The organism is Rhizobium phaseoli (assembly GCF_010668805.1).
Lineage (GTDB): Bacteria > Pseudomonadota > Alphaproteobacteria > Rhizobiales > Rhizobiaceae > Rhizobium > Rhizobium phaseoli_A.
Genome location: NZ_WUFT01000001.1, coordinates 185,289 through 210,735 on the forward strand (window position 1 = coordinate 185,289; position 25,447 = coordinate 210,735).

The 25,447-nt window shown below is 61.8% G+C and carries 30 protein-coding genes and 1 pseudogene; 13 read left to right on the forward strand and 18 right to left on the reverse strand.

Annotated elements, in window-relative coordinates; translation table 11 throughout:
* Nucleotides 1-24 precede the first annotated feature (24 nt).
* Nucleotides 25-270 (reverse strand): hypothetical protein, encoded by a 246-nt coding sequence (locus GR197_RS00970; RefSeq protein ID WP_164006178.1) that lies wholly within the window; start codon nt 268-270, stop codon nt 25-27.
* Nucleotides 271-592: 322 nt separating this feature from the next.
* Here GR197_RS00970 and xseA point away from each other — a divergent pair, with 322 nt between their 5' ends.
* The 5 genes from xseA to GR197_RS00995 all read left to right on the forward strand — a co-directional run bounded on the left by xseA (nt 593) and on the right by GR197_RS00995 (nt 4,162).
* Nucleotides 593-2,179: an exodeoxyribonuclease VII large subunit gene (gene xseA / locus GR197_RS00975; protein WP_164006179.1), complete on the forward strand. Its 1,587-nt coding sequence runs from the start codon at nt 593-595 to the stop codon at nt 2,177-2,179.
* Between the two features lie 129 nt (nt 2,180-2,308).
* Nucleotides 2,309-3,004 (forward strand): helix-turn-helix transcriptional regulator, encoded by a 696-nt coding sequence (locus tag GR197_RS00980; protein ID WP_164006180.1) that lies wholly within the window; start codon nt 2,309-2,311, stop codon nt 3,002-3,004.
* Nucleotides 3,005-3,070: 66 nt separating this feature from the next.
* Entirely contained in the window at nt 3,071-3,445 is a 375-nt protein-coding gene (locus GR197_RS00985) for a VOC family protein (protein ID WP_164006181.1), read from the forward strand.
* 3 nt (nt 3,446-3,448) lie between these two features.
* Nucleotides 3,449-3,862 carry an EVE domain-containing protein gene (locus tag GR197_RS00990; protein ID WP_164006182.1) on the forward strand — a complete coding sequence of 138 codons (414 nt, stop codon included), beginning with the start codon at nt 3,449-3,451 and terminating at the stop codon, nt 3,860-3,862.
* A gap of 57 nt (nt 3,863-3,919) precedes the next feature.
* Nucleotides 3,920-4,162 carry a hypothetical protein gene (locus tag GR197_RS00995; RefSeq protein ID WP_432444191.1) on the forward strand — a complete coding sequence of 81 codons (243 nt, stop codon included), beginning with the start codon at nt 3,920-3,922 and terminating at the stop codon, nt 4,160-4,162.
* Here the strand turns inward: GR197_RS00995 and GR197_RS01000 are convergent.
* Both GR197_RS01000 and GR197_RS01005 read right to left on the reverse strand, forming a co-directional pair.
* Nucleotides 4,110-5,363, reverse strand: a complete 1,254-nt coding sequence (locus tag GR197_RS01000; RefSeq protein ID WP_164006183.1) for an aminopeptidase — start codon at nt 5,361-5,363, stop codon at nt 4,110-4,112. The two genes, GR197_RS00995 and GR197_RS01000, sit on opposite strands and share 53 nt — an antisense overlap.
* A 122-nt stretch (nt 5,364-5,485) precedes the next feature.
* Entirely contained in the window at nt 5,486-6,169 is a 684-nt protein-coding gene (locus GR197_RS01005) for a glutathione S-transferase family protein (protein ID WP_164006184.1), read from the reverse strand.
* Nucleotides 6,170-6,280: 111 nt separating this feature from the next.
* Between GR197_RS01005 and GR197_RS01010 the strand changes: the two genes are divergently transcribed.
* Entirely contained in the window at nt 6,281-6,724 is a 444-nt protein-coding gene (locus GR197_RS01010) for a MarR family winged helix-turn-helix transcriptional regulator (RefSeq protein ID WP_164006185.1), read from the forward strand.
* Here GR197_RS01010 and ybaK read toward each other — a convergent pair whose 3' ends face one another.
* From ybaK to GR197_RS01030, 4 genes and pseudogenes are all read right to left on the reverse strand, one after another.
* Nucleotides 6,725-7,198: a Cys-tRNA(Pro) deacylase gene (gene ybaK, locus GR197_RS01015; protein WP_164006186.1), complete on the reverse strand. Its 474-nt coding sequence runs from the start codon at nt 7,196-7,198 to the stop codon at nt 6,725-6,727.
* Nucleotides 7,199-7,227: 29 nt separating this feature from the next.
* Nucleotides 7,228-7,578, reverse strand: coding sequence for an ArsC family reductase (locus GR197_RS01020; protein WP_164006187.1), 351 nt, complete (start codon nt 7,576-7,578; stop codon nt 7,228-7,230).
* 104 nt (nt 7,579-7,682) lie between these two features.
* The gene (locus GR197_RS01025; protein ID WP_164006188.1) at nt 7,683-8,744 is read right to left on the reverse strand and encodes a succinylglutamate desuccinylase/aspartoacylase domain-containing protein; all 1,062 of its coding nucleotides are present in this window, start codon (nt 8,742-8,744) and stop codon (nt 7,683-7,685) included.
* A gap of 97 nt (nt 8,745-8,841) precedes the next feature.
* Nucleotides 8,842-9,451 (reverse strand): annotated as a pseudogene (locus GR197_RS01030) (2'-5' RNA ligase family protein).
* Between the two features lie 168 nt (nt 9,452-9,619).
* Here GR197_RS01030 and GR197_RS01035 point away from each other — a divergent pair.
* Nucleotides 9,620-10,183 (forward strand): methylated-DNA--[protein]-cysteine S-methyltransferase, encoded by a 564-nt coding sequence (locus GR197_RS01035; RefSeq protein ID WP_164006189.1) that lies wholly within the window; start codon nt 9,620-9,622, stop codon nt 10,181-10,183.
* Nucleotides 10,184-10,199: 16 nt separating this feature from the next.
* Here GR197_RS01035 and GR197_RS01040 read toward each other — a convergent pair whose 3' ends face one another.
* The 3 genes from GR197_RS01040 to GR197_RS01050 are packed head-to-tail and all read right to left on the reverse strand — an operon-like array spanning nt 10,200 to nt 12,236.
* Entirely contained in the window at nt 10,200-10,934 is a 735-nt protein-coding gene (locus GR197_RS01040) for an SDR family oxidoreductase (protein WP_164006190.1), read from the reverse strand.
* Nucleotides 10,935-10,971: 37 nt separating this feature from the next.
* On the reverse strand, nt 10,972-11,823 hold the full coding sequence (locus GR197_RS01045; RefSeq protein ID WP_204330002.1) for an oxidoreductase: 852 nt from the start codon (nt 11,821-11,823) through the stop codon (nt 10,972-10,974).
* Between the two features lie 38 nt (nt 11,824-11,861).
* The gene (locus GR197_RS01050) at nt 11,862-12,236 is read right to left on the reverse strand and encodes an Atu4866 domain-containing protein (RefSeq protein WP_164006192.1); all 375 of its coding nucleotides are present in this window, start codon (nt 12,234-12,236) and stop codon (nt 11,862-11,864) included.
* A 126-nt stretch (nt 12,237-12,362) separates the two neighbouring features.
* Between GR197_RS01050 and GR197_RS01055 the strand changes: the two genes are divergently transcribed.
* From GR197_RS01055 to GR197_RS01075, 5 genes are all read left to right on the forward strand, one after another.
* Nucleotides 12,363-13,259 carry a LysR family transcriptional regulator gene (locus tag GR197_RS01055; protein WP_054182085.1) on the forward strand — a complete coding sequence of 299 codons (897 nt, stop codon included), beginning with the start codon at nt 12,363-12,365 and terminating at the stop codon, nt 13,257-13,259.
* 119 nt (nt 13,260-13,378) lie between these two features.
* Entirely contained in the window at nt 13,379-13,945 is a 567-nt protein-coding gene (locus GR197_RS01060; protein ID WP_164006193.1) for an isochorismatase family protein, read from the forward strand.
* Nucleotides 13,942-14,952: a GlxA family transcriptional regulator gene (locus GR197_RS01065; RefSeq protein ID WP_164006194.1), complete on the forward strand. Its 1,011-nt coding sequence runs from the start codon at nt 13,942-13,944 to the stop codon at nt 14,950-14,952. The genes GR197_RS01060 and GR197_RS01065 overlap by 4 nt, the downstream gene beginning before the upstream one ends.
* Nucleotides 14,953-15,078: 126 nt before the next feature.
* Nucleotides 15,079-15,933 carry a helix-turn-helix domain-containing protein gene (locus tag GR197_RS01070; protein WP_164006195.1) on the forward strand — a complete coding sequence of 285 codons (855 nt, stop codon included), beginning with the start codon at nt 15,079-15,081 and terminating at the stop codon, nt 15,931-15,933.
* Nucleotides 15,934-15,971: 38 nt separating this feature from the next.
* Nucleotides 15,972-16,517 (forward strand): YbhB/YbcL family Raf kinase inhibitor-like protein, encoded by a 546-nt coding sequence (locus tag GR197_RS01075; RefSeq protein WP_164006196.1) that lies wholly within the window; start codon nt 15,972-15,974, stop codon nt 16,515-16,517.
* Between the two features lie 226 nt (nt 16,518-16,743).
* Here GR197_RS01075 and GR197_RS01085 read toward each other — a convergent pair whose 3' ends face one another.
* From GR197_RS01085 to GR197_RS01105, 5 genes are all read right to left on the reverse strand, one after another.
* Nucleotides 16,744-17,166, reverse strand: a complete 423-nt coding sequence (locus GR197_RS01085; protein WP_164006576.1) for a DUF6130 family protein — start codon at nt 17,164-17,166, stop codon at nt 16,744-16,746.
* A 94-nt stretch (nt 17,167-17,260) separates the two neighbouring features.
* On the reverse strand, nt 17,261-18,229 hold the full coding sequence (locus GR197_RS01090; RefSeq protein ID WP_164006197.1) for an MBL fold metallo-hydrolase: 969 nt from the start codon (nt 18,227-18,229) through the stop codon (nt 17,261-17,263).
* An 82-nt stretch (nt 18,230-18,311) separates the two neighbouring features.
* Nucleotides 18,312-19,295, reverse strand: coding sequence for an alpha/beta fold hydrolase (locus tag GR197_RS01095; RefSeq protein WP_164006198.1), 984 nt, complete (start codon nt 19,293-19,295; stop codon nt 18,312-18,314).
* 79 nt (nt 19,296-19,374) lie between these two features.
* Nucleotides 19,375-20,361 carry an alpha/beta fold hydrolase gene (locus GR197_RS01100; protein ID WP_164006199.1) on the reverse strand — a complete coding sequence of 329 codons (987 nt, stop codon included), beginning with the start codon at nt 20,359-20,361 and terminating at the stop codon, nt 19,375-19,377.
* 68 nt (nt 20,362-20,429) lie between these two features.
* Entirely contained in the window at nt 20,430-21,245 is an 816-nt protein-coding gene (locus tag GR197_RS01105) for an alpha/beta fold hydrolase (protein WP_164006200.1), read from the reverse strand.
* 289 nt (nt 21,246-21,534) lie between these two features.
* On the opposite strand from GR197_RS01105, the gene GR197_RS01110 reads away from it, so the two are divergent.
* Nucleotides 21,535-22,428 (forward strand): LysR family transcriptional regulator, encoded by an 894-nt coding sequence (locus tag GR197_RS01110; protein WP_164006201.1) that lies wholly within the window; start codon nt 21,535-21,537, stop codon nt 22,426-22,428.
* 106 nt (nt 22,429-22,534) lie between these two features.
* On the opposite strand, the gene guaA is transcribed toward GR197_RS01110, so the two are convergent.
* The 3 genes from guaA to GR197_RS01125 form a co-directional block, all read right to left on the reverse strand.
* Complete coding sequence (gene guaA, locus GR197_RS01115) at nt 22,535-24,097, reverse strand: glutamine-hydrolyzing GMP synthase (protein ID WP_164006202.1); 1,563 nt, start codon at nt 24,095-24,097, stop codon at nt 22,535-22,537.
* 113 nt (nt 24,098-24,210) lie between these two features.
* Nucleotides 24,211-24,849 (reverse strand): 5'-methylthioadenosine/S-adenosylhomocysteine nucleosidase, encoded by a 639-nt coding sequence (locus GR197_RS01120; protein ID WP_164006203.1) that lies wholly within the window; start codon nt 24,847-24,849, stop codon nt 24,211-24,213.
* Nucleotides 24,846-25,295: a PaaI family thioesterase gene (locus GR197_RS01125; protein ID WP_003544704.1), complete on the reverse strand. Its 450-nt coding sequence runs from the start codon at nt 25,293-25,295 to the stop codon at nt 24,846-24,848. The genes GR197_RS01120 and GR197_RS01125 overlap by 4 nt, the downstream gene beginning before the upstream one ends.
* Nucleotides 25,296-25,447 lie beyond the last annotated feature (152 nt).

Below are 25,447 nucleotides of genomic sequence, written 5' to 3' on the forward strand. Positions count from 1 at the left end.
CGCCGGCATTTTTCGGTAAAAAATTTAGTGGGAAACGCGCATCGCGCGGCGCAGGCGGGCATTGGCAAAGAGCCCGAGAACGAAGAGCATGAGGCCGCCGTTAAAGCCGAGCACGGCATAGACGAACGCCAGGATCGACACTGGTCCGGGCGAGGTTATCGCCGCCACCGCGAACGTTATTCCGATCAGCGCGGCGACCAACGCGATTGCGGCAGCCGAGCGCGTTTGCCCGGCGCTGACGCCCAATGCTGCTGCTGTGAGAATAATCATTTTCAGCACCTTCCCAGAGATAACGAGGGGAAGCATAGGAGGCGCCAACTAACAAAGATTTACCGGCGGCCATGGCCGAAAAGCCTTTGTATTGCGGTGGTTAGCAACTCCTTTCGTCTATAACGCGCATTCTAACGATACGTTCCGCAACCAAAACGGATTTGACCGATTTCGTTGTTAATCCGCCAAGCTGCCACAGCCGCATGGTGAGCATGCGTGGCGTAGCGTGCGCCCGCCGCCAACGACGTAGACAGCCCGGAAAACAAATCTCGGCGATGGCCGCGACCTTCCAGTTTGTCACCGATCGACATAGAAAGAAGGGATGAGCAACGTCTTCGACAGCGATTCGCCGACCAACCTTGCCGAATATTCGGTTTCGGAGCTTTCCGGCTCGATCAAGCGCACCGTCGAAACGGCCTTTGACCAGGTCCGCGTGCGCGGCGAGATCTCCGGCTATCGTGGCCCGCACTCCTCGGGCCATGCCTATTTCGCGCTGAAGGACGATCGTGCCCGTATCGACGCCGTCATCTGGAAGGGCACCTTCTCGCGGCTGAAATTCCGTCCGGAAGAGGGCATGGAGGTCATCGCCACCGGCAAGGTCACCACCTTTCCCGGCTCTTCGAAATATCAGATCGTCATCGAGACGCTGGAACCGGCCGGCGCCGGCGCGCTGATGGCGCTGATCGAGGAGCGCAAGCGCAAACTTGGCGCCGAGGGACTGTTCGATGCCGCCCGCAAGAAGCGGCTGCCCTTCATGCCAAGGGTGATTGGTGTCGTCACCTCGCCGACCGGTGCGGTCATCCGCGATATTCTTCACCGCATCTCCGATCGGTTTCCCGTGCATGTCCTCGTCTGGCCCGTGAAGGTTCAGGGCGAGGGGTCCGGCGAGGAGGTGGCGAACGCCATTCGCGGCTTCAACGCGCTGGAGCCGGCCGGCGCCATTCCGCGCCCGGACGTGCTGATCGTCGCGCGGGGCGGCGGCAGCCTCGAAGATCTCTGGAGCTTCAACGACGAAATCGTCGTGCGCGCTGCGGCCGAAAGCCGGATCCCGCTGATCTCGGCCGTCGGCCATGAAACCGACTGGACGCTGATCGACTATGCCGCCGATGTCCGTGCCCCGACGCCGACGGGGGCTGCGGAAATGGCGGTGCCGGTCAAGGCGGAGCTGGAGGCCCAGGCCGCCGCCCTTGCCGCGCGGCTGCAGGGCTGCATGAACCGGCAGATGGATCAGCGCCGCCAGTCTGTCCGGGCTCTGATGCGGGCATTGCCGTCGCTCGATCAGCTTCTCGCCTTGCCGCGCCGGCGTTTCGACGAGGCGGCGGCCGGTCTTGGCCGCGGCCTGGAGCTCAACACCATCAACAAGCGCCGCGGCTTCGAGCGCGTCGCCGCGCATCTGCGCCCCGATCTGCTCTCCGGCCGCATCGCCGAGCGCCGCCAGACGCTGAATGAGCGGATCGTGCGGGCCGAGCGCATGGTCGAGCGGCTGATCGACCGCTCGAAATCCCGCGTCGGCCGTGCCGAGGCGGTCTTCGCCACACTGCCCGCCCGCCTGCAGGCGCAGACCGGCCGCGCCCGCGAACATCTCGCCAATCTCGTCAGGCACGCCGATACCGCGACATCCCATCGGCTGATCCGGGCAAAAGCCGCGCTTGCGGCGCAAGATCGCGTGCTGCAGTCGCTCTCCTACAAGAACGTGCTGAAGCGCGGTTACGCGGTGATCCGCGACGACGAGGACAGGCCGGTTTCGCAAGCCGCAGGGGTTTCGGCCGGTACGGCGGTCTCGATCGAATTTTCCGACGGTCGCATCGGCGCGGTGACCACCGAAGGCGGCCTGCCGCCGGCTTCGCTGAGGAAGCGGCCCGCCAAGCCGGAAGCCGGCGATCCGTCGAAGCAGGGAAGTCTTTTTTAGAGTATTTCCGGTTTTCTTCGAATCACGAAAATGCTCTATCTCTTCGCTTTTGCGCAATTCCGAACGCAAAAGCGTGCAGTCTAATCCTGCCACTATCTGGCAGTGGCAGGAATGTATAGATTTGCCTGCATGTCCCGTTCAGAACGCCTCCTCGACCTTCTTCAGGTGCTGCGCCGCCATCGTCGGCCGGTGAGTGGCGCGGTGCTGGCCGACGAAATCGGCGTCAGTATCCGCACCCTCTACCGCGATATCGCCAGCCTTCAGGCCCAGGGCGCCGCGATCGAGGGTGAGCCGGGCGTTGGTTATGTCTTGAAACCGGGATTTCTGCTGCCGCCGCTGATGTTTCCGCCGGAGGAGATAGAGGCGCTTGTGCTCGGCTCCCGGTGGGTGGCGGACAGAGCTGACGGTCATCTGCGCGATGCGGCGCGAAATGCGCTGGCACGGATCGCCGCCGTGTTGCCGCCCGAGCTGCGCGACGAGCTGGATGCCTCTGCGCTTCTGGTGGGGCCTGGCGTCAGCATCCCTGTCGATTCGGTCGATCCGGCCCTGCTGCGCAAGGCGATCCGCACCGAACACAAGCTTTCCCTGTCCTATCGCGATGGCGCCGGCGTCGGGTCGGAGCGTGTGGTGTGGCCGTTTGCGCTGGCTTTTTTCGACCAGGTGCGTGTCCTCCTCGGCTGGTGCGAACTCCGCCAGGATTTCCGCTCTTTTCGCACGGATCGAATTGCCCATGCGGAAGCGCTCGACGCCCGCTATCCCAAACGCCGGCAGGCGCTGCTGAAACAGTGGCGGGAGATCCAGGGAATATCGCCTGGAGGCAAATGATACTGCCAGTTTTTGGCAGTATCAGATCGTAAGGTCATAACGTCCAACCAACGACGGGAGATCCTTATGACCGACAAAAACAGCATTCTGCTCTACGTGACCGACGCCCCGACCAGCGCCCGCTTCTACACCATGCTGCTTGGGCAGGAGCCCGTGGAGACAAGTGCAACCTTCGCCATGTTCATCTTGCCGTCCGGCCTGGGGCTCGGTCTCTGGGGCAAGGCCGGCGTGGAGCCCGCGCCGGCGGCAACAGGCGGCGGCAGCGAGATCGGGTTCAAGGTTTCCACGGCCGGCAAGGTCGATGCGACCCATGCCGATTGGCAGGCCAAGGGCGCCAACATCGTCATGGCGCCGGCCGATCTTGGCTTCGGCCGAAGCTTCGTCGCTGCCGATCCCGATGGGCATCGCCTGCGCGTCTACACCGTGTCCGAGGAGGTTTGAGCCATGGCCAAGGCCTGGATCGCCGTTGCCTCCGCAGCGCATGTCCGCATCGGCCGTCAAGTCGGCTTCATGCAGGTCTGTCACGGCAAGGCGTCACCCCTCAGGCGAATTACGCCGGGGGATCGTGTGATCTACTACTCGCCCACCGTCGTCTTTGGCGGCAAGGACCGCCTGCAAGCTTTCACCGCGATCGGCCTGGCACGCGATGGCGCGCCTTACCAGGTCGAGATGGAAAGCGGCTTCAGGCCTTGGCGGCGGGATGTCGATTGGCGGCCTGCGGAGGAAACCCCGATCCGGCCGCTGCTCGGCCGGCTTGCCTTCACCCAGGTCGGCCCCAATTGGGGTTACCAGCTCCGTTTCGGTCTGTTCGGCATCAACAATGAGGATGCCGATATGATTGCAGAAGCGATGCTGTAAGCGCGGCAGAACTTCTTCCCAAATGCCGTCATCTCCGCCCTTTCGCTGCCTTTACCTATCTGCTGTGGTTTCGCGGCCTGTCGCGCATCGAACCCTCGGCAGTCTCATCACTCGGCTTTCTTGAGCCCGCTGGTCGCGACGCTGCTCGGCTGGCTGGCGCTCGGCCAGAGCCTGGCGCCGGCGCAGATCGCCGGCCTCGTCATGGTGCTTGCCAGCGTCTGGCTCAGTCAGCGCATAATGATGCCGGTCAGGCCCATTCGCCCTGCCGCATCACCGGAACCCGCGAGCCATCCGGCTTGACGCCGTCGATATCTACTTTATCCGAGCCGATCATCCAGTCGATATGGATCAGGCTGGAATTGCCGCCCTGCGCCTTGATTTGCTCCTGGCTCAGTGTCGCGCCGTCGAGGAAGCACTTGGAATAGCACTGGCCGAGCGCGATGTGGCACGAGGCATTTTCGTCGAACAGCGTGTTGTAGAACAGGATGCCGCTGGCGGAAATCGGCGAGGAATGCGGCACCAGCGCCACTTCGCCGAGCCGCCGCGCGCCCTCGTCGGTATCAAGCACCTTGTTCAAGACTTTTTCGCCGCGCGAGGCCTTGGCCTCGACGATGCGGCCAGCCTCGAAGCGCACCTGGATATTGTCGATCAGCGTTCCCTGGTGCGAAAGCGGCTTGGTGCTCGAGACATGGCCCTCGACGCGCAGCGCATGCGGCGTCGTGAAGACTTCCTCGGTCGGGATGTTCGGATTGCAGGTAATGCCGTTCTTAGCGGTCGACGCGCCGCCATGCCATTCATGCCCGTCGGCAAGCCCGACCGTCAGGTGGGTGCCCGGTCCCTGGAAATGCAGCGAAGCGAAGCGCTCGCCGTTCAGCCAGGCGGAGCGCTTGGCCAGATTTGCATTGTGCTCGGCCCAGGCGGCGACGGGATCGCTGACATCGACGCGCGAGGCGGCAAAGATCGCCTTGGCGAGCTTGGCGATGGCGATCGGTTCGGGATCGTCGGGGAAGACCACCTTGGCCCAGGATGGATTGGGATAGGAGACGATGTTCCAGTTGATGTCGAAATTCGAGATCTTTTCCAGCGCCGGTTTGTAGGCGGTGGATGTGGCGCGGTTGGCGCGGCCGACCTTGTCGGCGTCCTGCTCTGAAAGCAGCAAAGGATTGTCGCCGGCGATCGCCAGACGGGCCGTCCCGTTGGCATAGGCCTTGGCCATGCCCTCGTAGAGCCAGCCGGAGGCGCGGTCGAAGCTCTCGTCGCTGCCATGCTGATAGCGCGAAAGCGTCGTTTCCTCGTCCGAATAGAAGGCGGTGACGAGGCCGGCGCCGGCCTGATAGGCGTGTTTGGTGATCAGGCGAACGAGCGGCAGCGCCACCACCGGCGCGGTAATCACCAGATCCTGACCCTTCTGCAGCTGCAGCCCGACCTTGACGGCAACTTTCGCAAGCTTCTCCAGCTTGACGGGATCAATGGTGTTCTGGCTCTGGGGCATGAAAGTCATGGTTCAACCTGCCTTCTGTCATAGACTGAGAGGACGGCAGGCTTAAACCCGTTTGCGGCGAAAATGAAGCGTAGCACCGCTGAATTGCCAGTAGCCGGATCGACACCCGGCCACTAGCGCGCTTACACGGCGGCGGGCTGCCTGAGCAGGATCGAGTCGTGTTTCTTGAGGAAATCCGTCAGCCGCTCGGGGTAATCCTCGCCAACGGCGGCCCGGACGCTCGCGCGCTCTGTCAGCGCCCTGCGCCAGCGCTTTACCCGCTCGAGCCCGTCGAAGATGCCGCTGTCGCCGAGTGTGTCGAAGAGATCGAAATAACGAAACACCGGCGCGAAGACGGCGTCGACGAGGCTGAAGCCACTGCCGGAAAAATAGGGCCCGTTGCCCAGCGCCCCTTCGATCGTCGTGAATTTTGCGATGAGCGCCTTGCGCTTGGCCTCCAGCTGCAGTTCATCCTGCGCCGTTTCATAACCCCAGAGATCGGACAGCACGGACGAGCCGAATTCCATCCAGCCGCGATGACGGGCGCGGGTCCGCGCATCCTCGGGATGCAGCGCAGTCCCCGCCTGCGTTTCCTCAAGATATTCGCAGATCACGCTGCTTTCGAACAGCACCGCCTCGCTGCCATCCTCCTCTTCGATCCGCAGCAGCGGCACCTTGCCGAGCGGCGAGATTTTCAGGAACCAGTCCGGCTTGTTGGCAAGATCGATGTTGATGCGCTCGAACGGCACGCCCTTTTCGAGAAGCGCGATCGCGGCGCGCTGCACATAGGGGCAGAGGTGGTGGCTGATCAATGTAAGCTTGCTCATGGCGCTCTCCTTGATGCCGCACGCCGCGGCTGAAAATATCGATAGCAACGATAGATGCAAATGCATATAATAGCGATTGCGCCGGCGATCAAGTTAAATGTAACTGCATCTATGTCCGATAAAACCACGACGCCGAGCGAAGCCGCGACCAGCGCATGGATACACATCATGCGCGCCCGCGATCGACTTCTTGCGGCGATCGAAACCGAGTTCAAGACCGCGAAAATGCCGCCGCTTTCCTGGTACGACGTGCTTTGGGAGCTGGCGAGGGCAAAGGGCGGGCGATTGCGCCCCTATGAGATCGAAGAGCGGACGCTGCTTGCGCAATATAATCTCTCCCGTCTGGTAGACCGGCTGGAAAGGGAGGGCTTGGTCCGCCGCGAGACCTTTGACGAGGATGCGCGCGGCCGCTGGGTCGTGATCACCGATGCCGGGCTGCAACTGCGAGAGCGCATGTGGGCGGTCTATGCCAGGTCGATCGAAACCCATATTGGCTGCAAGCTTGCCGAGAACGAGGCAAATACCATAACGGCTTTACTGGCTCGTTTCCTTTGATCAGGAGATCAGTGGCACGGCGACCGCTTTCAAGGCCTTCAATGCATCCTTTGGATCGAGCCGCACCTGCAGCCCTCTCTGGCCGCCATTGATATAGACGAGCGGTTCGGCCAGGGCAGTTTCCTCGATCGCCGTCGGCACGGATTTCTTCTGGCCGAAGGGGCTGATGCCGCCGACATGATAGCCCGTAAGCCGCTCGGCATCGGCAGGCTTCATCATGTTGGCCGATTTGCCGTGAAAGGCGCTGGCAAGCTTCTTCATGCTGACTTCGCGATCCGACGGCACGACGACGCAGACCGGCTTGCGGTCCACCTCGGCCATCAACGTCTTCAGCACCCGGTGCGGCGCTTCGCCAAGGGCTTCCGCCGCCTGCAGGCCGACGCGCTCGGCGCCCGGGTCGTAGTCATAGGCATGCACGGTGAAGGCGATGCCTGCCTGGGAAAGAACCTGTGTCGCGCGCGTGGTCTTGGACATCTCTAGCTCGGGAGGGTGTTGCCTGTCTTTCAGCCTGAAAACGCGCCGGCATAAATCTCCGGCTTGAAACCGATCAGTAATTTGCCGCTGGCTTCCAGCACCGGCCGCTTGATCATCGACGGCTGGTCGAGCATCAGTTGGACCGCCTTCTCCCGGCTGAGGTTCTCGCGCTCGGCATCCGGCAGTTTGCGAAAGGTGGTGCCGGCGCGGTTGAGCACGGTATCGAGCCCGGCCTGATCGATCCAGGCTTCAAGATGGGCGCGGTCGATGCCGAGCGCCTTGTAATCGTGAAACGCATAGGCAACGCCGTGTTCTTCCAGCCAGCTGCGGGCCTTCTTCATCGTGTCGCAGTTCTTGATGCCATAGATTGTGACGGTCATGCCCGGTCGATTCCTTGTGATCGCAGCGAGATACCATGCAAGAAGACCGGCGCAAACGCCCGTGCGACACTTTTATCCCGGCGCTCGCCGGGATCCGGCCCGGCTCAATTCTCCAGCGTGCCGGCCTTGCGCAAGGCGTCGCTTGGGCTGTCGCAGGCGATCTTCATCAGGTCGCCGCGCCGCCGTACCAGCCGGTCGGACGTTCGCGTCAGGATCAACCCGTCCTGCGGCGCGCGGAGCTCGATGCTGCCGCCAGGCTGACCCGGGCGGGTGACAATCGTCGCCAGAAGCTCGCCCTCTGCAACCCTGTCGCCGATGCTGCGATGAAAGAGCACGGCCCCACCTTCAGGAGCGCGAATGATCTCGACATTGTCGAGCGGCACGGCCGGGCCGGAAAACGCCTTTGCCTCCGCGTTCACGTCACCGACGATCCCCCGTGCCGCAAGGAACCGCCAAAGCCCCTCCGCATCCTTCTCTGCCAGCACCGGATCGACGTCGCGCTTGCCGCGCAGCTCGACGGTGACGGAAAGCTTGCCCGCCAGCCGCGATTGGCGTTCGCCGGGAACCTCATATGTCCAGGCAAAGCCGACGGCCTCTTCGAAGGCCGAGCTCTCGCCATCCGAAAGCAGCACGGCCTGCATGTCGAGTGCGGCGGCAAGATCGGCCGCCTCCGGCCAGAAGGCCTCGTCGATATAGGCATATTGCAGGGATTCGTCGTCGCAATGCAGATCGAGGACGAGATCGGCGCCCAGCGCCATATGCAAAAGCTGCCGCTTCAGCCTGTCGGTAGCCGGATAATCGTCGAGGTCTTCGATCAGTGTGGCCCGATCGGCAATGGAGATCAGCGGGAAATCCCGGTTGAAATTGGTGCGTGACCCAAGATCGAAACGGCCCTGCAGCTCGCCGAAATGCGATTGCGCCGCACCGACCGGATTGGCCTGCGGCACGATGGTGATGTCGCCGGCGATCCCGCCTTCGCTTTCCGCCTGTCGCAGCCGTTCGCAGAGGAAATGCAGGAGCACCGTTCCCGGCAGCTCGCCGGCATGCAGTGCGGCCTGGATATAGATCTTCGGCGCCTTCGGATCGTGGCCTGCAAAACGCAGCACCGGCAGCCGCCACTCCATTCCTGGCGTATCGCCGGGGATGATGATTTCTGAAACGTCCATGCTGCCTTCCCTCCGCGTTTGCCATCCCGGCGGTTCGTCCAGCTTTATGCGCGGAAATCGCGGAAGTGCAAGCTTTGGTCCGGAGATGCCGTTGCCGTCAGCCGAGCAGCGGCCAGCGATCGATGATGTGGTGTTCGGTTTTTCCAAGGACGCTGTGGATCAGCAGGAATTCCCGAGCCGTCCATGAGGCCGGCCTGTCGAGGCTCGTCGGCGGCACCGCCTTGCGATCATAGAGCAACGTCATATGCGGCGTGAAATCGCGGCCGATATTATGCGGCAATCCCGTTATTGTACATGCCGACACCAAGCTGGACATGCAGTCGCATGAGCGGCATCAGCCCGTCTTTGCTGCACAGCACCAGAGGCCGCGCCTTGCCTTCCCGCTTGAAGCTCATGATCCTGTCGAAGGTGACCGCGATCGGCGCGCCCTCGACTGTGGCGGCGGCCTGCCGGGCCGCAAAGATCACGTCCTCCGGCAACACTTCATAGTCGCCGATGCCGATAACGCTCACATGCAGGGTCGTCAGCCGCGGTTTTGCGGAAAGCGAGAAGGTCTTGCAATAGTCATCGGCGATCGAAGCCGCTTGCCGTTCGAGGATCGCAGGCGGGCGGGGTGCAAAGAAAAGCCTGTGACCGCCGGTCCGGCTTTCACCCGCCCGGCCGCGCTGATTTTGACCATGGTCGAAATCGAAGGAAAACTGGTTCATGGCCTGTCAGGTCGTCATGACCGCCTCGCGCTCCAAAAAAGAGGTGAAAGATACGCCGGCAAGGGAGAATATCAAGAACAAAAAAAGAACAAGATACGCGAGAATCGGGTTGAAACAGCGGCCGTCCCGTACGATTTTAGTGGTAATCGAAAACGCGGAGGCTGTGTCATGGCCCAGACGATCCATCACTATCTCATCTTCGAAACCGCAGGCGGTTTCTGCGGCGTCGCCTGGAGCGACGCCGGCATCGCCCGCTTCCAGCTGCCGACGAAGTCAGCGGAAGCGACCGAGCGGCTCTTGCTGCGCCGCCTGCCGGAGGCAGAACCCGGCGCGCCGACCCCGGATGTGCTCGAAACGGTGGCCGCCGTGAAGCGTTATTTCCAGGGCGAGGAAACGGATTTTTCCGGTGTCGAACTCGACCTTGACGGCCAGGATGCCTTCTTAAGGGATATTTACGCGGCGGCAAGGCGTGTCGGCTGGGGCCATACGACCACCTACGGCGCGCTGGCGAAAGAGCTTGGCGCCGGGCCGGAGGTCGCGCGCGACGTCGGCCAGGCGATGGCGAAGAACCCGGTCGCGCTGATCATCCCCTGCCACCGGGTGCTGGCCGCCGGTGGCAAGATCGGCGGTTTCTCCGCGCCAGGCGGCTCGTCGTCCAAGGCCCGCATGCTGGAGCTTGAGGGCGTCAACCTCGCCCCGCCGCCGCCCGCCCAGCAGTCGCTGGGCCTTTAGCCGAAATACCAGCTGCTCAATGCGGGCTCGCCGTCGGTCGGATGATGATCTCGCTGACGTCGACGTCGTCGGGTTGGCTGATGGCGTAGAGGATCGAATTGGCGACGGCCTCGGGGCTGATCGTCACCGCCCTGAAAGCTTTCATGGCGTCGCGTGCGGTCGCATCGGTGATCGTCTCGGCCAGTTCCGACGTCGTCGTGCCGGGCGAGATGACGGTGACGCGGATGCGATCGGTCTCCTGCCGCAGCCCGTCCGAGATCGCACGCACCGCAAATTTCGTCGCGCAATAGACGGCGGCCGTTGGCGAGACGCTGTGACCGCCGATCGAAGACAGGTTGATGATCTGCCCCGATCCTTGCACTTTCATGATCGGCAGGGCTGCGGCGATGCCGTAGAGCACACCCTTGATGTTGACATCGACCATCCGGTCCCACTCGTCGACCTTGAGAGCGTCGAGCGGCGAAAGCGGCATGACGCCGGCATTGTTCACGATGACGTCAAGCCGGCCGAATTCCGATCTGGCAAAACCGGCAAAAGCCTCGACCTCGGAACGGTCGGTGACGTCAAGTTTTCGCAGACGCACCGTCCCGCCCCGAGCTTCGATTTCGCCGGCAAGCGCCTGCAGCCGCTCGGTGCGGCGCGCGCCGATCACGATATGGGCGCCTGCGGCAGCCAGCACCCTTGCCGCGGCCTCTCCGATGCCGCTGCTGGCTCCGGTGATGGCAACTACTTTTCCTTCCACATTCGTCATTTCAAGCTCCATTTTTCGATAAGTGTTTTTCGGGCGATCAGCTGGGGAAATCGGCGCTGAGCGTCGTCTCCGCCCAGGCGTCGAAATTTGCCCGCAGCGCATCGAGCCGTTCGCGGGCGATCCTCAGGGCGGGTCCGCCAAGCAACAGGCGCAGCGGCGGCTCATCCGCCTCGAATGCCGATATGATCGCGGCGGCGGCGCGCGCCGGATCGCCCGGCTGCTTGCCGGAGACCGAACGGGTGGCTTGGCGCCGCTTGCCCGATGTCTCGGCATAGTCGTCGATCACGGTTTTGGATTCGACCATCGACCGGCCGGCCCAATCCGTGCGGAAGGCGCCGGGCTCGAGGATCGTCACATCGATGCCGAGCGGCTTGACCTCATGGAAAAGCGACTCCGACAGGGCTTCGACCGCGAATTTGGTGGCATGGTAATAGCCGGTCGCGGCGAAGGCGACGAGCCCGCCGAGCGAAGAGACGTTGAAGATATGCCCCCGATGGCGCGAGCGCATGCCCGGCAGAACCTGCTTGGTAACATCCACCAAGCCAAAGACGTTGGTCTCGAACTGGGCGCGGATCTCGGCATCCTCGCCTTCTTCGATCGCCGAGAGGTAGCCATAACCGGCATTGTTGACGAGCACGTCGATCGCGCCGAAATGCGCTTCGGCGTCCTGAACCGCGCGGGCGACGGAGCGGGCATCCGTCACATCGAGCGCGAGAGCGAGGGTGCGGTCGCCGTGTTCTGCCGTGAGATCTTTCAAGGCTTCGGGTCTGCGCGCGGTAATGGCGGCGCGCCAGCCACGGGCGAGAACCGCTGTGGCAAGCGCCCGGCCGAGGCCGGACGACGCGCCTGTTATGAACCAGATGGGTGTGGTGGAAGACATGATCGCCATCCTTTCCGGCCGGAAACGGCCTTATCCTGAGTGATGGGTTATTTGCGGCGAAACACCATGCCGCCATGATGGAGTGTGTTGCTGTCGACGAAATCGCCGTCGGCGGTGAAGCCGGTGTCGTCCCAATATTCGATGTGGCTTCCGGTGACTTGGTAGCGGCCGCGATAGGCGCTTTCCCGGTTGCCGCGGGCTTCGTCGTAACGGCCGTTGGCCAGAAGTTCGTGGCGCACACGACCGTCATCCGTGACCCACATGCCGACATAGGGATGGTGCTGCATCATGTTCTCGCTTGTTTGTTGACGCACGGATTGCCGGTCGTTGAGGGCATCCGTGGCTGACGGGCCGATCGCCGTGCCGGCCAGCGTGGTTGCGGCGAAAATATGCAGAACAGGTCTCGCTGAAATGTTTTGCATCGGTCTTCCTTTCGACAGAGGCCTGTCCATGAACACTGCGTTGCTTGGCCTCGAGAGGAAGATAGTCTCCTTGGTCGACGTGATTAAGTTGCCAATCCGGGATGCCATGGTTAGAAATGCTAACCAATGGTCGATGATCTCGAAGGAATTTCGGTCTTTCTTGCGGTGGCGGAGGCGCGCAACTTTCGTCTTGCCGGCGAGCGGCTGGGCGTCACCCGCTCCGCCGTCAGCCAGGCTTTACAGCGCCTGGAAGATCGCCTCGGCGTTGCGCTCGTCCAGCGCACGACGCGCAGCGTCAGCCTGACCGAGGCCGGCGAGGTGTTCTTCGAGGCGGTTCGCCCGTCGGTGCGGCAGGTCAGGGATGCGATGCAGACGGTGCGGGAAATGCAGGCGCGCCCGAGCGGCCTGCTCAGGATCACCGTCTCGTCGATTGCCGAGAGTTTTCTGTCCGGCACCCTGCTGGCCGGTTTCATGCAGGCTTGCCCCGAGATCAAACTCGATATCACCATCACCGATGACGAATTCGATATCGTCGAGGCCGGCTTCGACGCGGGCGTCCGGCTCGGTGAGGTGATCGAGCAGGACATGATCGCAATCTCGGTCTCCGAGCGGCAGAGGCAATATGCTGTGGCATCCCCCGCCTACCTCGAGCGCCGCGGTCGTCCCCGCCATCCCGGCGAACTGCAGGGTCATGCCTGCATCGGCTGGCGCCCGCGCCCGGATACGGCGCCCTATCGCTGGGAATTCACCGAAAATGACCGCGATTTCGACGTCGCCGTCGATCCCGCGGTCACGACCAACGACATGGGCATGATGATCCGCATGGCCTGCGCCGGCGCCGGGATTACCTTCGGCATGGTGGAAACCTTTCAGCCCTATGTCGAACGAGGCGAACTCGTGCCGCTTCTCGAAGATTTCTGTCCGCCGTTTCCGGGCTTCTATCTCTATTATCCCAGGCGCCAGCGGCAGCCGCTGAAGCTGCGAGCGCTGGTCGATCACATCAGGACCTCCGCCAGGCGTTAGGGTCTGCCGTTGAACTCAGCTGTTGGCGTGAATTGTCCGCTCTTTGTCCGCGGCGTGCATTTCGCGCCACTATCAAATCACGGAATATGACGTCATGATCAATCTCGAAGGAGCAAAAAATGTCCGATCATGATACCGTTCTTCTCGTCATCGACGCCCAGGAATCCTTCAGGCATTGCGATTATTGGGATGATGAGCTCGCCTCCGCCTATATCGATCGCCAGCAGGCTTTGATCGACGGTGCAGAAGCCCGCGGCATAACCGTCATACAGATCTTTCATGTCGATGGAAGCGGGCCGTTCTCGGAAAGCTCCGGCTTCGTCAGAACGCTTGGCCCCCTCCGGATCGCACCGAAGGCGACCTTCAGGAAGAGCCGCCATAGCGCTCTCGTCGGTTCGGGACTTGACGTGTGGCTGACCGAGAATGGCGTCCGCCGTCTCCTCGTCTCCGGCATCCGCACCGAACAGTGCTGCGAGACCACGACGCGTCACGCCTCGGATCTCGGCTATCAAGTCGATTATGTCGGCGAAGCCACCCTGACATTCCCGATGACCGACGCCACCGGACGCAGCTGGAGCGCCAGGGAAATCCGGGACCGGACCGAACTTGTCCTCTCCGGTCGTTTCGCGCGGATCGCGACCGTCGAACAGGCACTGGCCAGCCGTGGGGAGCTGCTCGCTGCATGACCGACCCTGCGCAGCCCCTCGATATCCCGGTTTTCGTCATCGTGCCGCCGCGCATCCTTTTGCTCGACGTGGCCGGCCCGATCGAGGTGCTGCGCAAGGCAAACCTCGAACAGCGCAGTGTGCGCTTTACCGTCACCTATATCGGTCCGTCGGCGACGGTCGGCAGCTCGATCGGTCTTGCCGTTACCGGCGTCGCTCCGTTGCCGGAGCGATTGCCGGATGGCGCGCTCGTCGTCATTGCCGGCAGCGCCGACACCCCGATGGAAAACGGCCTCGAGCATGGCGAACGGGGATGCGCCGATGAGGCTGCCATCGTCGGATGGTTGAGACGCGCCATTCGTCCGGGAATTCGCCTGGCCTCGATCTGTTCGGGTGCATTGCTCGCCGCCGAGGCGGGTATGCTCGACGATTACGATTGCACCACCCATCACGGCTGCATGGAAGATCTGATCAGGCTTGCGCCCACGGCGCGCGTCCGGGAGAATCGGCTTTATGTCGAGGACGGAGAGCGCCTGACGAGCGCCGGCATCACCGCCGGCATCGACCTCATGCTGCATATCGTCGCCGAAGCGGCGGGCCACGCATGCGCTGTCGCAGTGGCGCGATATCTCGTCGTCTACCTCAGGCGCGGCGGCTCCGACCCGCAGCTTTCGCCCTGGCTTGAAGGCCGAAACCATATCCATCCGGTCATTCATCGTGCGCAGGACGCAGTGGTGGCCGATCCGGCTCAGGACTGGTCGGTCGCCGCACTTGCCCGCCTCAGCGGCGCCAGCCCGCGCAACCTCTCGCGGCTGTTCAACGAACAGACGGGTATGAGCGTCACAGATTTCGTCAATCGTATGCGCGTGGCGCTCGCCCGCGAGATGCTCGCCGGTTCGCGGCTGGACATGGAGGCCGTCGCAATGCGCGCCGGCTTCGGCTCCGCGCGGCAGCTGCGTCGCGCCTGGAACCGTTTGCATGAAAGCCCGCCGAGTACGGCACGATCAAGGCTGCAGATGGGGGCATAGGTAAAGTCACTTCCGCTCGACCATGGTCTGTGCCCCGGCCCCAAGGTTGCCGCTGGCACGTGGTTTTGCTATCCCACCCAAAGGGAGAAGCGGTCGCGCTCCGCTCCATCCGTTGCCGGAGAACCTATGCTGGACGATGTCTTTCCCATTCCGACCAGGGCCTTGATCCGCCAAGGTGGGCGGGCCTGTTTTTATCGTCTCGTCAATACCAGCCCCTTGTTGATCCAGGTGCAATCGGGAACGAAGATCGTCATGGCGGATGATAAGGCCTTGCGCTTCGAGGCGGGCGCATATGGCCTGCTGCCCGACTATCGACCGTTGACAATGGAGAATATTCCCAAGGCGCCGCAGAAATATCAGACCCTGGCGCTTCCTGTTCCCAGGCCGCTCTTCGAAGATGCCTATCTTAGCATGGGGTCGGTGGCCATTCCTTCTCGGCCGCTCCCGGCAAGCGCCTCGACCCTGCCGGAGGAAGCAGCGGCATTGTTTGACTATTGCTGTCAGCCCGGCAATCTGACGCGGCTTCCCGGCGCCATTGCCAAGGCGCGTCTGATGGAGCTGATCACCTGGTTTGCGCTCTGCGGCGCGGTATTGGGCCAGAGCCAGAGCCCTCGACTTGAGGATCGGCTGAGGCAGATGATTGAAGGCGATACGGCTTTTGATTGGACGCTGGGGCACGCGGCGCGCGCCTTCAACATGAGCGAAGCGACGCTCAGGCGCAGGCTGGCCGCCGAGAAGACCGGTTTCAGCGAGATCCTGAGCGATACCAGGATGAATTGCGCCCTTGGCCTCATTCAAACCACAACCTTGCCGATGGCGCAGGTCGCGCTTGAGGTCGGTTACGATTCTCCCTCGCAATTTTCGGCTCGGTTCAAAGAGCGCTTTGGCGTCAGTCCGCGCCATGTGCGGGGCGAACCTGAGCGTTTTGAGCGGATCGGGGCAGAAGTTGAGCATAGTGGGGCAGATGCACCTGCTCCGTGACGATAGCTTTCCTGCATTATCAACCGCAGGAAAACAGCATGCGTCTCATAACAGCAGTCCTTCTCGCCGCATCCGTCTTCGGCGCTACATCAGCCCATGCCGAAATGAAGCTCACCTCGAAAGATTTGACCGGCGGTAAATCCATGGCCGATGCGCAGGTTTTCAACAGCTTCGGCTGTGCCGGCAAGAACATCTCCCCGGACCTGGCCTGGTCGGGTGCTCCTAAGGGAACCAAGAGTTTCGCCATCATGGCTTACGATCCGGATGCTCCGACCGGTTCGGGCTGGTGGCATTGGTCGGTGTTCAACATCCCCGTAGATGCCTCAACGATTGCCGCAGGCGCCAGCGGCGACAAAAAGCTTCCGGCCGGCGCCGTCGAAGGCCACACGGACTTTGGTGTCTCAGGATATGGCGGCGCCTGCCCGCCTGCCGGCGATACGCCGCACCATTACCAGTTCACCGTCTACGCGCTTTCGGTCGACAAGCTGCCGCTTCCCGATACCGCGCCGGGCGCCATGGTTGGTTTCTATGTCAGGGCAAATACGCTCGACAAGGCCTCCGTCGAGGTCACCTACGGCCGCTGAAGCGGCCGACTTTTGGCGACCGGTTCACACCGGCCGATAGATCTGCGCCACCGCGCCGCCCGGAAAGGCCTTCGAGCTCACCAGCTTCAGAGGCTTCGGCGCGGTGAGTTCTAGGAATAACGGCAGGCCTTTGCTCAGCGCCACGGGATCACAAGCAGGGCGAACTGATCGACCAGTCCGTCGGCGATCAGACTGCGGGCAAACCTGACGCCGCCGTGGGAAGCTGTTATGGCGTGCCTGGCTTGGCGGGGAGACTAAAGTTGACGGTCTTGCGATCGATGACGTGGTGGGTCGGATCCGCCAGCTCGACCAGCACCTTGTGAGGACCGGGTTCCAGACCAACCACGATGATCGTCTCGCCACTGGCGTCAACGAAATGCCAAGGCGCGTCATCCACGGTAATGTGGACATGTCCGATACGCGGCGATACGTCCAGGGCGCCTGTGCCGAACACCGGCACCACCCGCAGGTTCTCTGTCCGGTATTGTATGAAAACGAGGCCCCGCGACAGGGGCTCAGCCAATGGTGGATCGACGATAAGCCTTGGCGCAGGCTCGTTGTCGATGGCAACAAGGGGCGACGGGCCGACGATGTCCTTGGCGCTTTGCGCGGAGGCTCCCGCGGAACCGACTGCGGCGGTTAAGGCCATGGCGATCAGACCCTTATGAAAGACATTCATCTGCAGCTCCCGATGCCGCTGATTGCACCCATCATGACAGCGACTTTCGCGTCGAGGCGACCCATCACACGCCCTCGTAGACCAGTCGGGTGAAGAACGGAGGGTCAATGACGAAATTGCCGAATGTCGCATCGAAGGCGGCGGTTGGCTTGGCCGCGACGGTCTCGTCCCGCGTTCGGCCTTCGTGTTTCAGTTCGGCGACGGCGTCCCTGACGGCGACCAGCATGTCGCGGAACGCCTGCAGTTCGGTTCGGTTGCTGACCGGCTGCCCGTGGCCGGGAATGATGATTGTGTTGTCGGTCGTTGCGCTGAGATTCGCGTCGGAAGCCGCGATCATGCCGTCAATGCTGCCGCCGGTCGAATAGTCGATGAAGGGGTAGACGCCGTTCCAGAACGTGTCCGCGACGTGGACGATGTCCGCTTCGCCGAACGTTACGGAAATGTCGCTGTCAGTGTGAGCCGAACCGTAGTGCTTGAGCGCAATCGACGCGCCGTTGAGTTCAATGTCGTGGCTGTCGGAAAATACTTCCGTCGGAAGCCCATCGGCGCGCAGCGGCAGGAAATTGTAGTCCCACTCGTCGACACGCTGGACCTGCGACAGGTATTTGCGAGTGTTGTTCTGCGCGATGATCTTGGCGCCGGAAGGACCGAGCCAGGAATTGCCGTCGGCATGGTCGAAATGCCAGTGTGTGTTGATCAAGTGTGTCACAGGGTCGGCCGAGATTTCCCCAAGTCTCTTTGTCATCTGAGGCTGCGAGACGCTTATCCCCGCGTCCACAAGCAATTTGCCTTCCGGTCCGCTGAGCACGGCGACGTTGCCGCCGGAACCCTCCAAGACGCTGATGTTGTTGCGCAGCCTGTGAACTGTGATTGGCGATGCCGCCGCGCTGTCCTTTATCAGGCTGACGAGGCCCCTGGCCTCCGCGTAGGCCTTGCGGGGGCTGAGCCATCCCCCTGCCGCGACGGCCGAGGCGCTTACGCAGCAGAAGCAGAAGTCACGGCGCGTAAGGGGATGCTGTCGGGGTGCGGGCATCGTCGTGGTCCTCGAATATGGTTGAAAGTCGCGTATTTGCTCGTGCCGGTTCCCGCCCGACACCGATGTAGGGCGACCTGGCTCAGTTCCTGGCCACCTTGCGATCGAGAAAATTCCTGATCAGCGGCGCAATTTCGTCGAGCTTGTCCTCGAGCGCGAAATGTCCGGCGTCGATCAGGTGGTACTCCGCGTCCGGCAAATCCTTGAGATAGGGCAGCGCTCCGCTAACGGGAAAAATCTTATCGTTCCGGCCCCAGACGATGATCGTCGGCGGTTTCTGAGTGCGAAAGAAGTCCTGGAATTTCGGATAAAGCGGAACGTTGCTGCCGTAGTCCTTGAACAGGTCAAGCTGGATGTCGAGGTTGCCCGGCCGATCGAGAAGCGCCTGGTCGTGGATCCAATTGTCAGGATCGATACGCGAGAGATCGCTCATGCCGTCGGTGTATTGGAACTTCGTCGTCTCGAGTGTCATCAGACTTTCCAGGGCCTTTCGATGCTCGGGCGTATCGCTGTTCCAATAGGCCTTGATCGGATCCCAGAAGAGACCGAGCCCTTCATCATAGGCGTTGCCGTTCTGGATGATCAGGGCGCTGACCCGCTCTGGGTGCTTAAGTGCCAGCCGGTAGCCGACGGGAGCACCATAATCCATGACGTACATGGCGTAGCTCTTCATTCCGATCTGGCCGAGCAGGTCGTCGACCAGGTCGGCGTAGTGGCCGAAAGTGTAGGCAAACTCTTTGTGATCGGGCGCGGCACTTTGGCCAAACCCCGGATAGTCGGGCGCGATAACGTGGTATCGATCCGCCAGCAGCGGGATCAGGTTCCGGAACATATGAGACGATGTCGGAAAGCCGTGCAGCAAAAGCACTACGGGCGTATCCGCAGGCCCGGCTTCGCGATAGAAGATATCGACGCCATCGATCTTTTTTGTGCGGTAGTGGACAGTCGGCGGGACCGTCTGTTCGGCGGCGTGCGCTTCCAAGAGTTTGCTGGGGAAAAGCGCCGTCGATGCAAGCAGCACGGATGCAACCGCCAACGCAGCAGCACTCAACTTGAAATTAGACATTTCGACTCCTTTACCAGCCGTGGCCGGGACTAGAGAAAAGGGGGCCGCGTAGCGCGGCTTCGGCCAATGCCGGACGGATTCAATCCGAAGCGCAAATGAATGAAAGAAGCGCGGTGTTGATGTCGTCCTTGCGGGTGGTGCACAGGCCGTGCGGCGCTCCCTTGATGATTTTAAGCTCCGAATCCTTGATCAGCTTGGCAGTCAGCAAGGCTGAGTCCGCGATGGGCACGAGTTGATCGTCCTCGCCGTGAAGGATGAGTGTCGGAACGTCGATCTTCTTGAGATCGCCGGTGAAGTCAGTTTCGGACTGCGCCTTGATGCCGAGATAGGACGCTGGCATGCCGGCCATCATGCATTGCAGCACGAACTGGTCGCGGACGCCCTGCGAGATCTTCGCACCTGGCCTGTTGTAGCCGTAAAATGGGAGTGACAAGTCGTTCCAGAAGGCCGATCGATCTGTATGAATTTGGTCTCGAAGCTGATTGAACGCTTCGATCGGAGCGCCCAGCGGATTTGCCTCGGTCTGCAGCCTTAGTGGCGGTATCGCGCTGATCAGCACAAGCTTCGCAACACGCTTGGTCCCGTGCCGGCCGACATAGCGCGCAACTTCGCCACCGCCGGTGGAATGGCCGATATGGACGGCGTGTCTGAGGTCGAGCGCACCGACGAGTTCAGCGAGGTCGTCGGCATATGTGTCGATGTCGTTGCCGTTCCAAGGCTGGCTGGAGCGCCCATGGCCGCGCCGGTCCGCTGCGATGGCGCGGTAGCCGTTCGAGGCAAGGAAGAACATTTGGTCTTCAAAGGCGTCCGAAGACAGCGGCCAGCCATGGCTGAAGACGATCGGCTGCCCCGAGCCCCAGTCCTTATAATAGATTTGCGTTCCGTCGCTGGTAGTCAGGATGCTTCCTGACAGTTTTCCCTTCTTACGCACTGTTGCGGCGGCGGCGCGGTTTGCACCTGGCAATCCAGGCAGACCGAGAGCCGCGGCGGCAAGCATACCTGTCGTCCCCATCAGAACGGTACGGCGCGATGCCGCGCGAAGGCGCGCGTGCAAATTCTCGCTCATATCTTATCCTTTCGATTGACCCGGATTGTTCAGGTTTCGGTCAGAGCCTCAGGGCACTTCCGCGGTGCTTAAGAGGTGATGAAAGACAGCAACTCTTCGTTCACCCGATCCTTGAGCGTCGTGCACATGCCGTGCGGGGCGTCCTTGTAGACGACGAGTTTCGCGTTCTTGACGATCTTGGACGACAGCAGAGCAGAATCGGCGATCGGCACGATCTGGTCATCGTCGCCGTGCAGCACCAAGGTCGGCACATCTATCCGTTTTAGGTCTTCTGTCAGATCGGTTTCGGAAAACGCCTTGATGCAAAAATAGGAGGCCGGGAAGCCTGCCATGATGCTCTGCAGCCAGAACGACTGGCGCACTCCTTCCGAAATTTTTGCACCGGGCCTGTTGTAGCCATAGAAGGGGAGGCTGAGGTCTTTCCAAAACTGGGATCGATCCGCGACAACGGCTGCGCGGAGCTGATCGAACGCCTCCATCGGCGTGCCGCCTGGGTTCTTTTCCGACTTGATCATGACAGGCGGGATCGCGCCAATCAGTACGGCCTTGGCGACGCGCTTGGTGCCGTGACGTCCAATGTAGCGGGTGACTTCGCCACCGCCTGTCGAGTGCCCTACATGGATTGCGTCTTTTAGATCGAGCGCTGCTGTCAGTTCGGCGAGGTCGTCCGCGTAGGTGTCGAGGTCATTGCCCTGCCATGGTTGGCTTGATCGGCCATGGCCGCGGCGATCGTGCGCGATGCAGCGGTAGCCGCGGGAGGCCAGAAAAAACATCTGATCTTCGAAGGCGTCGGCCGTGAGTGGCCAGCCATGGCTGAACACGATCGGCTGGCCGGATCCCCAATCCTTGTAGTATATCGTGGTGCCGTCTTTGGTGGTGAACATGCTTGCCCCATTTCTCGCTCGTACGAAGTTAAGTGCTGGCATCTCAGGGCCACCACCCTACGAGTGACCATAATCGTGCTGTCTGCTTCTAGGATCGCTAACCGCGTTGGTCAGAACTGAGCGATATCTCACTCACCTTTGACGCCATCAATTCATCTTGTCCGAGAGGCTAATCGCAGTTCGACGGCGTAGTTATCTGTAGGTATACATACCGGATTGCGCATAAGGCGAGCACTCCGCATTATCGAAAAGGACCTTTGCGAAGTTTGGAAAGACGGGGTCGGTGCCTATGGATCGTCTGGAAGCAATGTCTGTAATCGTGGCGGTCGCCGAAGCAGGTAGTCTGTCAGCGGCTGCCCGCAAGTTGGGGAGGCCGATTGCTACGGTCAGCCGCAAGCTCTCCGAGCTTGAGGCGCGATTGAATGCCCAGCTCTTTCAGAGATCTTCACGGCACATGACGCTGACGGATGCTGGGCGCTCTTATATCGAGTCATGCAGACTCATCATCGAACAGGTGGAAGACGCTGAACGGCAGGTGTCCGGAGAATACAGAACGCCAAGCGGTGATCTGACAGTTACGGCGCCATGGGGCCTGGGCCACATGCATTTGTTGCCGATCTCATGCGAGTTTCTAAACGAGTATCCGGAAATCTCTTTACGCCTTCTCCTCACCGACCGGGTTCTCAACCCGCAGGAAGAAAAAATCGATGTTGCTATTCGAATCGGCCACCTTCCCGACAGCAGTTTGATAGCGACAAGAATCGGCTCTGTCAGGTTCGTGGCTTGCGCCAGTCCGGACTATTTGGAGGCTCATGGAGTGGCGACTGAACCCGGTGACCTTAGCGAGCACAACTGCATTCTCATCAAGGATGGTGGGGGTGCGAGGCCGTGGAAATTTTCCAAAGCAGGAAACGACGTTCCTGCGTCCATTAGTTCAAGGCTGACCGTTAGCACATCCGAAGCGGCGGTGGAGGCAGCGATCGCGGGCGCGGGGATAGCGCGGGTGATGCACTATAAAATGGAGGCAGCGCGACTTGCGGGGAAGCTGATTGTGATTTTGAAGGATTTTGAACTGGAGGCGCTGCCAGTGCACATCGTCCATGCCGAGTGGAGGCCAGTCCCCCTCAAGCTTCGGGCTTATCTTGATTGGGTGACACCACGTCTGAAGGTTAGGTTGCCCTAGTTTCTCAATCACCGTGGCGCCACCAGACTGTTGGAATAGCTGCGCCTGTCAACTGTCACCGCATTCCCGGCCTCGCCAAAACTACGCTATTGCCGCCGTTTGCCTTTCACTCCCACTCGATCGTGCCGGGCGGCTTCGAGGTGACGTCATAGACCACGCGGTTGATGCCGCGCACCTCGTTGATGATGCGGGTGGCGGCGCGGCCGAGGAATTCCATGTCGTAGTGGTAGAAATCCGCGGTCATGCCGTCGACCGAGGTGACGGCGCGCAGTGCGCAGACGAATTCATAGGTGCGCCCGTCGCCCATGACGCCGACGGTCTGGACGGGCAGCAGCACGGCAAAAGCCTGCCAGATGGCGTCGTAGAGGCCGGCCTTGCGGATTTCGTCGAGATAGATTGCATCGGCTTCGCGCAGGATCTCCAGCTTCTCGCGGGTGATGCCGCCGGGGCAGCGGATCGCAAGGCCGGGGCCGGGGAAGGGGTGGCGGCCGATAAAGCTGTCGGGCAGGCCGAGTTCACGGCCGAGTGCCCGCACCTCGTCCTTGAACAGTTCGCGCAGCGGCTCGACGAGCTGCATCTTCATGCGATCCGGCAGGCCGCCGACATTGTGGTGCGACTTGATCGTCACCGACGGGCCGCCGGTGAAGGAAACGCTTTCGATCACGTCGGGATAGAGCGTGCCCTGGCCGAGGAAATCGGCGCCGCCGAGTTTCTTTGCCTCTTCCTCGAAGGTTTCGATGAACAGCCGGCCGATGATCTTGCGCTTGGTTTCCGGGTCGCTGACGCCTTCGAGTTCGCCGATGAAACGGTCGGAAGCGTCGACATGCAGCAGATGCAGATTGTAGTGCTCGCGGAACATGGCGACGACGCCGGCCGCCTCGTCCTTGCGCATCAGGCCGTGGTCGACGAGGATGCAGGTCAGCTGGTCGCCGACTGCCTCGTGGATTAGCAGCGCCGCGACCGAGCTGTCGACGCCGCCCGAAAGCGCGCAGATGACGCGCTTGTCGCCCACCTGCCTGCGGATCTCATCGACCGCCTTCTGGCGATAGGCCGACATCGACCAGTCGCCCTTGAGGCCGGCGATGTTGTGGATGAAGTTGCCGATCAGCTTGGCGCCGTCGGGCGTGTGCACGACCTCGGGATGGAACTGCACGCCGTAATATTTGCGCTTCTCGTCGGCGATAAAGGCGTAGGGCGCGTTGGAGGAGGTGGCGACCACCTCAAAACCCTCAGGCAGCGCGGTGACGCGGTCGCCATGGCTCATCCATACCTGGTGGCGCGAGCCGGAGGACCAGAGGCCCTCGAAAAGCTGGCAGTCCCTGTCGACCTCCAGGAAGGCGCGGCCGAATTCGCGGTGATGGCCGCTCTCGACCTTGCCGCCGAGCTGCATGCACATCGTCTGCTGGCCATAGCAGATGCCGAACACAGGCAGGCCGCTGTCGAAGATGATCTGAGGCGCTCGCGGCGATCCCTCGTCGACCGTCGAAGCCGGGCTGCCGGACAGGATCACCGCTTTGGGCTGGAGGCGCTTGAAGCCCTCTTCGGCCGATTGAAAGGGAACGATCTCGCAATAGACGCCGGCCTCGCGCACGCGCCGTGCGATGAGCTGGGTCACCTGGCTGCCGAAATCGACGATGAGAACGGAGTCGGGATGTGCTGTCTGGGTCATGGCGAGGCTTTAAAGAAAAGCGCTTCGCCTTGCAATCCGGGAAATCGGCGGCATTCGGTTTTTATTGTTCCGATTGTCCCCGCATCCGATAAGACGCGCGGCGCTTTTACAGGTCAGAACCAGAAAACCCCATCCTCCAGCGCCGTGAACAGGCTGTCGACGCCGTAGGAGAGCTTGCGGTCGACGATGTGCAGATATTCGGTCCAGCCCGAAATGTGCTGCAGTTCGACCACGCCGTCGGAAATGCCGCGCAGGCCGATCAGCGGCAGCTTGTAGCCCTGGCAGGCGCGCAGCACCGCAAAGGTCTCCATGTCGACCATGTCGGCGTCGATATCATTATAGGCCGCGCCCGAGATGACGTTACCGCCGGTGGAAAGGCTTGCTTCGGGAATGCCCGGAATGCGCAGCGGCAGTTCGAGCACAGCCGGCAGGTCAAGAAACGGCGTCCTGCCTTTTTCGAAGCCGAGCGGCGAGGCGTCCATGTCGCGGTAGGAAACCGAGGTGACCTGATAGATTTCCGTCTGCTCCAGTTTGGCGGAGCCGGCCGAGCCGAGGGAAACCACAAGATCGGGCAGGTCGTCGGCCGCATCCAGCCGCGCCAGCGTCTTGGTCAGCGCGACCGCCGCCTCGACAGGCCCGACGCCGGTCATCAGAGGTTCGATGCGCGACCGCAGGAAGGGGCCGTATTCGGCCTCCGCGGCCATGACGAACAGCATGGACTTTCCCGCGACCGACTTCAGCTCGAACTTCATCCCGTAATTCCTTCTCTACCGCGGATCACCATCATCGTTCCGGTCATCGAGGCGATGAGCTTTGCCGGCCCGTCGCTGATCGCATAGCCTCGCCCGTCGGCGACGATGATGGTAGAGCCGGGTTTGGTGATTTCCCCGCGAAACAGGAAACGATCGCCACGCCCCGGCGACATCAGATTGACCTTGAACTCGATCGTCAGGATCGAAGCTTCGGGGTCGATGACGCTATAGGCGGCAAAGCCGCAAGCCGAATCGAGCGCTGCGGAAATAATGCCTGCGTGCAGGATGCCGTGCTGCTGTGTCAGTTTGACGTCGAAGGGAAGCTCGATTTCGACGACGCCATGCTCGACGCGCGTCAGCTCTGCGCCGATCGTCTCCATCGCCGCCTGCCGCGCAAAATTGCGGCGGATTCGCGCGCGGAAATCGCCCCTGTCAGTCTCGCTCATGTCTGCCCCTCTTGCAGCCGGGAAAGTGGCATGGCGGGCCGGATTCGACAAGCTGCACATTGCTGAAATTAGTCTCGGCGCCGATGGAAAGCTGCGTCCGTGTCGCCGGGGCAACCTTTCGCCTTTTCGTCGCCATCCAAGCGGTGATGCAA

Excerpts from the sequence above, each read along its gene's own strand:
- GR197_RS01105 (WP_164006200.1), bottom strand. The coding sequence starts at position 21,245 with ATGTTCACCACCAAAGACGGCACCACGATATACTACAAGGATTGGGGA.
- GR197_RS00985 (WP_164006181.1), top strand. The coding sequence starts at position 3,071 with ATGACCGACAAAAACAGCATTCTGCTCTACGTGACCGACGCCCCGACC.
- GR197_RS01125 (WP_003544704.1), bottom strand. The coding sequence starts at position 25,295 with ATGAGCGAGACTGACAGGGGCGATTTCCGCGCGCGAATCCGCCGCAAT.
- GR197_RS01025 (WP_164006188.1), bottom strand. The coding sequence starts at position 8,744 with ATGGACGTTTCAGAAATCATCATCCCCGGCGATACGCCAGGAATGGAG.
- GR197_RS01055 (WP_054182085.1), top strand. The coding sequence starts at position 12,363 with ATGGTCGATGATCTCGAAGGAATTTCGGTCTTTCTTGCGGTGGCGGAG.
- GR197_RS01095 (WP_164006198.1), bottom strand. The coding sequence starts at position 19,295 with ATGTCTAATTTCAAGTTGAGTGCTGCTGCGTTGGCGGTTGCATCCGTG.
- guaA (WP_164006202.1), bottom strand. The coding sequence starts at position 24,097 with ATGACCCAGACAGCACATCCCGACTCCGTTCTCATCGTCGATTTCGGC.
- GR197_RS01100 (WP_164006199.1), bottom strand. The coding sequence starts at position 20,361 with ATGAGCGAGAATTTGCACGCGCGCCTTCGCGCGGCATCGCGCCGTACC.
- GR197_RS01110 (WP_164006201.1), top strand. The coding sequence starts at position 21,535 with ATGGATCGTCTGGAAGCAATGTCTGTAATCGTGGCGGTCGCCGAAGCA.
- GR197_RS01010 (WP_164006185.1), top strand. The coding sequence starts at position 6,281 with ATGTCCGATAAAACCACGACGCCGAGCGAAGCCGCGACCAGCGCATGG.
- GR197_RS01000 (WP_164006183.1), bottom strand. The coding sequence starts at position 5,363 with ATGACTTTCATGCCCCAGAGCCAGAACACCATTGATCCCGTCAAGCTG.
- GR197_RS01005 (WP_164006184.1), bottom strand. The coding sequence starts at position 6,169 with ATGAGCAAGCTTACATTGATCAGCCACCACCTCTGCCCCTATGTGCAG.
- GR197_RS01035 (WP_164006189.1), top strand. The coding sequence starts at position 9,620 with ATGGCCCAGACGATCCATCACTATCTCATCTTCGAAACCGCAGGCGGT.
- ybaK (WP_164006186.1), bottom strand. The coding sequence starts at position 7,198 with ATGTCCAAGACCACGCGCGCGACACAGGTTCTTTCCCAGGCAGGCATC.
- GR197_RS01085 (WP_164006576.1), bottom strand. The coding sequence starts at position 17,166 with ATGGCCTTAACCGCCGCAGTCGGTTCCGCGGGAGCCTCCGCGCAAAGC.
- GR197_RS01070 (WP_164006195.1), top strand. The coding sequence starts at position 15,079 with ATGCTGGACGATGTCTTTCCCATTCCGACCAGGGCCTTGATCCGCCAA.
- GR197_RS01050 (WP_164006192.1), bottom strand. The coding sequence starts at position 12,236 with ATGCAAAACATTTCAGCGAGACCTGTTCTGCATATTTTCGCCGCAACC.
- GR197_RS01040 (WP_164006190.1), bottom strand. The coding sequence starts at position 10,934 with ATGACGAATGTGGAAGGAAAAGTAGTTGCCATCACCGGAGCCAGCAGC.
- GR197_RS01020 (WP_164006187.1), bottom strand. The coding sequence starts at position 7,578 with ATGACCGTCACAATCTATGGCATCAAGAACTGCGACACGATGAAGAAG.
- GR197_RS01090 (WP_164006197.1), bottom strand. The coding sequence starts at position 18,229 with ATGCCCGCACCCCGACAGCATCCCCTTACGCGCCGTGACTTCTGCTTC.
- GR197_RS01065 (WP_164006194.1), top strand. The coding sequence starts at position 13,942 with ATGACCGACCCTGCGCAGCCCCTCGATATCCCGGTTTTCGTCATCGTG.
- GR197_RS01045 (WP_204330002.1), bottom strand. The coding sequence starts at position 11,823 with ATGGCGATCATGTCTTCCACCACACCCATCTGGTTCATAACAGGCGCG.
- GR197_RS00990 (WP_164006182.1), top strand. The coding sequence starts at position 3,449 with ATGGCCAAGGCCTGGATCGCCGTTGCCTCCGCAGCGCATGTCCGCATC.
- GR197_RS01060 (WP_164006193.1), top strand. The coding sequence starts at position 13,379 with ATGTCCGATCATGATACCGTTCTTCTCGTCATCGACGCCCAGGAATCC.
- xseA (WP_164006179.1), top strand. The coding sequence starts at position 593 with ATGAGCAACGTCTTCGACAGCGATTCGCCGACCAACCTTGCCGAATAT.
- GR197_RS01120 (WP_164006203.1), bottom strand. The coding sequence starts at position 24,849 with ATGAAGTTCGAGCTGAAGTCGGTCGCGGGAAAGTCCATGCTGTTCGTC.
- GR197_RS00970 (WP_164006178.1), bottom strand. The coding sequence starts at position 270 with ATGATTATTCTCACAGCAGCAGCATTGGGCGTCAGCGCCGGGCAAACG.
- GR197_RS00980 (WP_164006180.1), top strand. The coding sequence starts at position 2,309 with ATGTCCCGTTCAGAACGCCTCCTCGACCTTCTTCAGGTGCTGCGCCGC.
- GR197_RS01075 (WP_164006196.1), top strand. The coding sequence starts at position 15,972 with ATGCGTCTCATAACAGCAGTCCTTCTCGCCGCATCCGTCTTCGGCGCT.